Genomic DNA, 6124 nt, shown 5'->3' with positions numbered 1-6124 from the left:
TGGGGGGCCCCCCCCGGCCCCCGGCTATTACTTGTCGCGGCGCTCGTACTCGCCTTCGATCACATTCGGCCGATGCCCGCCATCCTGCGGCCGCGCCTGGAACGGGTCGTCCTGGAAGGCACGCTGGCGCATGGCCTGAGCCTCGGCACGCTCGCGCATCTTGCGCGCGGCCAGGTGACGGGTGAATGGCAGCAGGCACAGCAGGCCCAGAACGTCGCTGATGAAACCTGGCAGCAACAGCAGGCCCCCACCAACGGCCAGCATCATGCCCTGGAACATGTCCTCGGCGGGCAGTTCGCCACGCTGCAGGCTTTCACGGGCGCGCAGTGCGGTAGCCAGCCCGGCCACGCGCATCACCAGCACACCCAGGGCGGAGCCGGCGATGATCAGCAGCAGCGCCGGGAAGAAACCGATGGCGGCACTGACCTTCACGAAGACGAACAGCTCCAGCACGGGAAACAGGAGAAACAGCAGTAGAAAAGCACGCATCAAAGCAATCCTCGTTGGAAGACAACCTTCCTGTAAGACCCACAAATGGATGCGTGAGCTCGGCTTTTCAACCCTCGACTTCCGTGGCAACCGGCCACTTGTCGGCGCGAGCCAGCAAAACCAGGGCTTCGCGGACTTGTGTCGGCGTGTTGCAGTTACTTGGGAAAGGCAACCAGTACACCGCCTGGCCGATACGCAGGTGCATGCCTTCGCTGTCTACACCGACCATCTGCGCGGGTGCATGGCGTGGCAAATCGCTCAGCTCCACATAATGGGCTATCGCGTCGGCGTGGTCGTTGTTCATGTGCTCGACCATGCTCGTCTCGGCCTTGCCGGCGAACGGGTTGGCCAACGTCACCTGGTCGAGCCAGTGGATGGCGCCGAAGCCGCCAATGTAGCGGTGACGTACCGGCTGCAACACCCAGAAGTCGAAGTCGTGGGCCTTGTGGTAATTGGCCGCGTCCGGGAAATAGCGGTAGTAGCGCTCGGCGGCAGCCTCGATGACGGCCTCATCCACCAGCTTGTGGGCCTCGGCCATCACCGTCAGCCGCCCCACGGCCTGTACGTCCTCGGCTTCGCGTTCGCCCACCAGCAGCGAGCACTTGGGGTCCTTCAGCAGGTTGTGGGTGTGCTGGGCGATGCGGCTGATGAGGATCAGCGGGTTGCCCTGGGCGTCCAGGCAATACGGTACAACAGAGCCGAAGGGGTAGCCGGGCATCGACTTGGAATGGGTCGAGAGTACGCCGCGGTATTCCTTGAGTAGCAGCTCCCGGGCGGGGCGGATGGCATTGGTACTCACTTGGGGGCGGCTCCTGATATCGGACTGGATGGGACAAGATAAGCATTATCAGATCCAGTGCCAATGGGGCTGCTTTGCAGCCCATCGCGACGCAAGGCCGCTCCTGCAAAGGATCGCGTACATGCTGCAGGAGCGGCCTTGTGTCGCGAAAGGGGCGCTACGCGCCCCCGGCGGTTCACCAGGTAACGCCGAAGCCTGCGGTGTAACGGGTCTTGTCCAGGTCACTGTCCCGCGTACCAGTGATTATGTCCTTTTCCGCCTTGAGGTTCAGCGAGGCCCACTCGGTGACTTTGTAGCGCAGGCCAACCTCGGCATCCAGCGCGTAGTCGGCCACGCCACCCAGCGGCTTGGCGAACTCGCCGTTGGTGAACAACTGCACGTTCTTGCCAATCAGGTAGCGGGTGTAGTCCCACTTCACCGCCGCGGAATAGAAGTTGTCCTTGGCGCCATCCTGGTATTCGAAGTCGGTACGGTTGATCAACGAACCCAGCGAAAACGCGCCCAGTTCGTTGTCCCAGAACTGGTAACCCGGGCCGGTACCCACGGTGCGCTGGCGGGCGAGGTCTTCGATGCGGTCGCGCTTGTACTCCATGCGCCCCTGCCAGAACCACTTCTCGGTGAGGAAGCGGTCCAGGGCGTACTCGGCACTCCAGTTGTCGGTGGTGGTGACGTCGTCCTTGGTCTCGCGGTTGTATTCGCCTTCGGCGTTGTGCCGCCAGCGGCCATGGCGGGCACTGGTCTTGAAGCCGACGTCGTAGTCGTCGGTGTCGTTCTCGGCGCGCTTGTAGTCCAGGGCCACGTCGACGTTGCCCTTCCACACGAAATCCTCGACCAGTGGCTTGGGCTTCATGATCTGCTCGATGCTGGCCAGCTCCACGGTCTTCGGCGCCTCGCCATTGGCCAGGGTCACCTTGCCGGGCTCGGCGGCCTTCAGCGACTTGGCGCGCTCACCGCTGTAGGCGTCCTGCTTGACCAGCATCTCCTGGTCGCTCTCCAGGGTCTGGACCTCTTTCCAGTCCAGGGCGATGGAACCGCCATAGGGGGTTTCCAGCAGCAGCTTGCCGCCATCGAATACTTTGATCTTGCCGCTTAGCCGATCACCGTTCTTCATCCACACGGTGTCGGCGAACACCGGGGAGGCGCACAGGGAAGCAGCAAGCAGGCACAACAAGGATCTAGAATTCATAAGCGGGCTATGATTTGCGGAGTACGGGTTCGATTTGACGAAAAAAGCCGGGCATTATCCAGATAACCACGACCAGAGCAAGGAAAGACCGGGAGCATGCCGTTGAGTTCAACTCTCATTTGCCAGACCGCCGGTCCGGTTTCATCTGCAGCCCAGTGGGTGCCTGATGTCTGACGGATATGAGCACGCCCTCGACTCCGCCGAGGGCCGACGAACGGCGCTGTATTCGGTACTCGGCCAAGTGCCCGCCGGCAAGGTGGTCAGCTATGGCCAGCTGGCCGAGCTGGCGGGGCTTGGGCGGGCGGCACGCTGGGTCGGGCGCACCCTCGGGCAACTGCCCACGGACACTCGTCTGCCCTGGCACCGGGTGCTTGGCGCTGGTGGCCGGCTGAGCCTGGCACTGGGTACCCCATCGGGGGATGAACAACGGGCGCGACTGCGCGCGGAGGGTGTCAATGTAACCAACAATCGTGTGGATATGACGCGCCATGGCTGGCGCCCGATGGAGCACAGCGGTTAGAGTGCGCGCTTTGTTTTCGCAAACTTGAGGCAGATGTTGGCCCATGCCCCGTAAAACCTGGCGCGCTGCGCTTGCTGCCTATGCCAGCCCGTCAACCTTGGTACTTTTGCTGCTCGGCTTCGCTGCCGGTCTGCCCTACATGCTGGTGTTTTCCACCCTTTCGGTGTGGTTGCGCGAAGCCGGCGTGGCCCGCGAGACCATCGGTTACGCCAGCCTGATCGGCCTGGCCTACGCCTTCAAATGGGTATGGTCACCGCTGCTCGACCAATGGCGCCTGCCGCTGCTTGGCAGCCTGGGGCGTCGGCGTTCGTGGCTGCTGCTGTCGCAGGCACTGGTAGTGGTCGGGCTGGTCGGCATGAGCCTGTGCGACCCGCAGCAGCACCTGTCATGGCTGATCGCCCTGGCGGTGCTGGTGGCGTTCGCTTCGGCCACCCAGGACATCGCCGTCGATGCCTACCGCCTGGAAATCGCCGACGACCAGCGCCAGGCAGCGCTCGCCGCCAGCTACATGGCCGGCTACCGCGTGGCGGCCCTGCTGGCCACGGCAGGCGCACTGTTCTTCGCCGAGTGGTTCGGCTCCACCGGTTTCAGCTACCTGCACAAGGCCTGGGCCGGCACCTACGTCATGTTCGCGGTGATGATGCTGCCCGCCGTGTTCACCACCCTGATCATGCGCGAACCGCCCGTACCCATGCGTACCCAGCTGTCGGCAGCGCGTTATGGGCTGGTGCACCAACTGGCCTCGGTGTTCGTGCTGATCATCCTGCTGGTGTCGGTACCGGCCAGCTTCACCCAGATGTTCAATACCGGCTGGTCCAGCGTCATCTCCGGTGATGCCACGCCACTGGACCTGCTGCTGGAAGACCGCGCCTTCCTGCGCCTGATCCTCTATGTGCTGCTGACCTGGGCGTGCCTGTCGAGCCTGGGCCGTCGCGGCCTGGCGCCGGTGCTGACCCCGGTCAACGATTTCATTGCCCGCTACCGCTGGCAGGCCTTGCTGCTGCTCGGCCTGATCGCCACCTATCGCATGTCGGACACGGTGATGGGTGTGATGGCCAACGTGTTCTACATCGACATGGGCTTCACCAAGGACCAGATCGCCAGCGTCAGCAAGATTTTCGGCCTGATCATGACCCTGGTCGGCGCCGGGGTTGGTGGCCTGCTGATCGTGCGCTTCGGCATCATGCCGATCCTGTTCATCGGTGGTGCGGCCTCGGCGGGTACCAACATCCTGTTCCTGATGCTGGCCGACATGGGCCCTAACCTGCAGATGCTGGTGGTGACCATCTCGCTGGACAACTTCAGCTCAGGCATGGCCACCTCGGCATTCGTCGCCTACCTGTCGAGCCTGACCAACCTGAAGTTCTCGGCTACCCAGTACGCGTTGCTCAGCTCGATCATGCTGCTGTTACCAAGGCTGATCGGCGGGTATTCGGGGGTCATGGTGGAGAAGTTCGGCTACCACGACTTCTTCCTGATCACTGCCCTGCTGGGCGTGCCGACCCTGATCCTGATTGCCCTGCAGTGGCGCCAGGAGGCCGGGCCGGGCAAACCGGTGGCAGAGGAAGGTTCGGCGGCCGAGCGGCCCTGACAGGTTTGTATTGCCTGTACCGGCCTCTTCGCAGCACAAGGCTGCTCCTACAGATACACAACAGCCCTGTAGGAGCAGCCTTGTGCTGCGAAGAGGCCGGTACAGGCAATGAAGTTTACTGAGCAACAGCCCCCTCACCAGGCCGTCTACCCACCACAAACCACAGTGGCCACAGCGCCAAGGCCCCCGCCACACCCGCCGCCAGGGCAAAGTGCAACAAGCTGGCCCCGGCGCCAATCATTGCCAGCACCGCCCCACCCATCCCCAGCAAGGCGATGGTGATCATCCCCAGCATGGCCGAGACCAGCCCCTTGCTCTGCTCGCTGGCGAACAGCGTCATGCGATACAGCACCGCGTTGGCCACGCCCAACCCCAGCGCGTACAGCGACATGCCCGCCACCACGCTGGTCACGCTCGGCCAGTGCCAGGTCGCCAGCACCATCAGGCAAAGGCCGGCCAGGTATGGCCACAACGCACCCCGCACCAGCGCCGACAGCGGATAACGGTCGGCTATGCGGTTGATGATCAGGTTGCCCAGAATCAGCCCGCCAAACACCGGCAACTGCCACAACGCGTACTCCATGGTGCTCAGCCCCTCGTCGTGGATCAGCAGCACCGGCGACAGGCCGATCCAGCCAATCAGCGGCAGACCGACCAAGCCCAGGGCCGCGCTACCAGCGACAAAGCGGCGGTTGGCCAGCAACTGGCCGTAACCGGCCAGCAGCGGCAGCAGATGGATCGGCGTGAATGCCAGGCGCGAGCCATCGCGGCGCTCCACGCCAAGGGTTTCCGGCATCAGCCGGTACAGCAGCAGCCACGCCAGAACCGCGCCAATGGCAAAGGCCACGAACAGCCAGCGCCAGTCCAGCCACTGCAGCAGCAAGGTGCCCACCAGCGGCCCGAGCAGTGGCGAAAGCAAGGCGATATTGGCCAGCAGCGCCATCATGCGCACGGCGTCGGCTTCGCTGAAGGCTTCGTTCAGGGCCGGGTAGCTGACCGTGACCACGAAGCCCAGGCCGATGCCCTGCAGCAGGCGCAGCAAGTTGAACAGGCCAATGTCGTGGACCCAGAAGGTGGCCATGCAGGCCAGGCCGAAGAACGCGCAACCAATCAGCAGCAACGGGCGCCGGCCATAGCGGTCGGCCAGCGGGCCGATCAGCCATTGCAGCACCACGCCCCCCAGCAGGTACAGGTTGAGGGCGTGGGGAATGTATTCGGGGCTGGCGTTCAGATCGCCGACCACCACCGGCATGGCCGGCATGACGGCATCGCTGGCCAGGTAGGTGAGCAGCTCGAACAGGGCCAGGGTCAGGCCGAACAGCAAGGCGCGCAGTGGGGTGATGTACAGCAGTGGTTTCATGATGGCGTATCGGGTGTGGCAGCTGGGGTCAGGCTATATGCCAGAAATGGCGGGGTATTGCTGTGAACAAGTGTAAAAAAACCGGGGCCGCTTCGCGCCCCATCGCCGGGCAAGCCAGCTCCCACAGGGTCATCACAGTCTTCAGGCCTGTGTTGTACCTGTGGGAGCTGGCTTGCCGG

6 protein-coding genes are annotated in these 6124 nt (G+C 63.7%); 2 read left to right on the top strand and 4 right to left on the bottom strand.

Features of this window, described 5'->3' with window-relative positions:
* Positions 1–27 precede the first annotated feature (27 nt).
* From ACK1U9_RS12290 to ACK1U9_RS12280, 3 genes are all read right to left on the bottom strand, one after another.
* A complete protein-coding gene (locus tag ACK1U9_RS12290) occupies positions 28–489 on the bottom strand; it encodes an FxsA family protein (RefSeq protein ID WP_025340530.1) in 462 nt (153 codons plus the stop codon).
* Positions 490–556: 67 nt separating this feature from the next.
* Positions 557–1288, bottom strand: a complete 732-nt coding sequence (locus ACK1U9_RS12285; RefSeq protein ID WP_108480661.1) for a HugZ family pyridoxamine 5'-phosphate oxidase — start codon at positions 1286–1288, stop codon at positions 557–559.
* 175 nt (positions 1289–1463) lie between these two features.
* Positions 1464–2474: a DUF481 domain-containing protein gene (locus ACK1U9_RS12280; protein ID WP_046616548.1), complete on the bottom strand. Its 1011-nt coding sequence runs from the start codon at positions 2472–2474 to the stop codon at positions 1464–1466.
* Between the two features lie 166 nt (positions 2475–2640).
* On the opposite strand from ACK1U9_RS12280, the gene ACK1U9_RS12275 reads away from it, so the two are divergent.
* Positions 2641–2994, top strand: coding sequence for an MGMT family protein (locus ACK1U9_RS12275; RefSeq protein WP_080958524.1), 354 nt, complete (start codon positions 2641–2643; stop codon positions 2992–2994).
* 43 nt (positions 2995–3037) lie between these two features.
* The gene (locus ACK1U9_RS12270; RefSeq protein ID WP_046616544.1) at positions 3038–4585 is read left to right on the top strand and encodes an AmpG family muropeptide MFS transporter; all 1548 of its coding nucleotides are present in this window, start codon (positions 3038–3040) and stop codon (positions 4583–4585) included.
* 115 nt (positions 4586–4700) lie between these two features.
* On the opposite strand, the gene ACK1U9_RS12265 is transcribed toward ACK1U9_RS12270, so the two are convergent.
* Complete coding sequence (locus tag ACK1U9_RS12265; RefSeq protein ID WP_153670518.1) at positions 4701–5945, bottom strand: MFS transporter; 1245 nt, start codon at positions 5943–5945, stop codon at positions 4701–4703.
* Between the last annotated feature and the right edge of the window lie 179 nt (positions 5946–6124).

The organism is Pseudomonas sp. XP1, from assembly GCF_053557675.1.
This window is presented reverse-complemented; position numbering and strand designations above follow the sequence as displayed.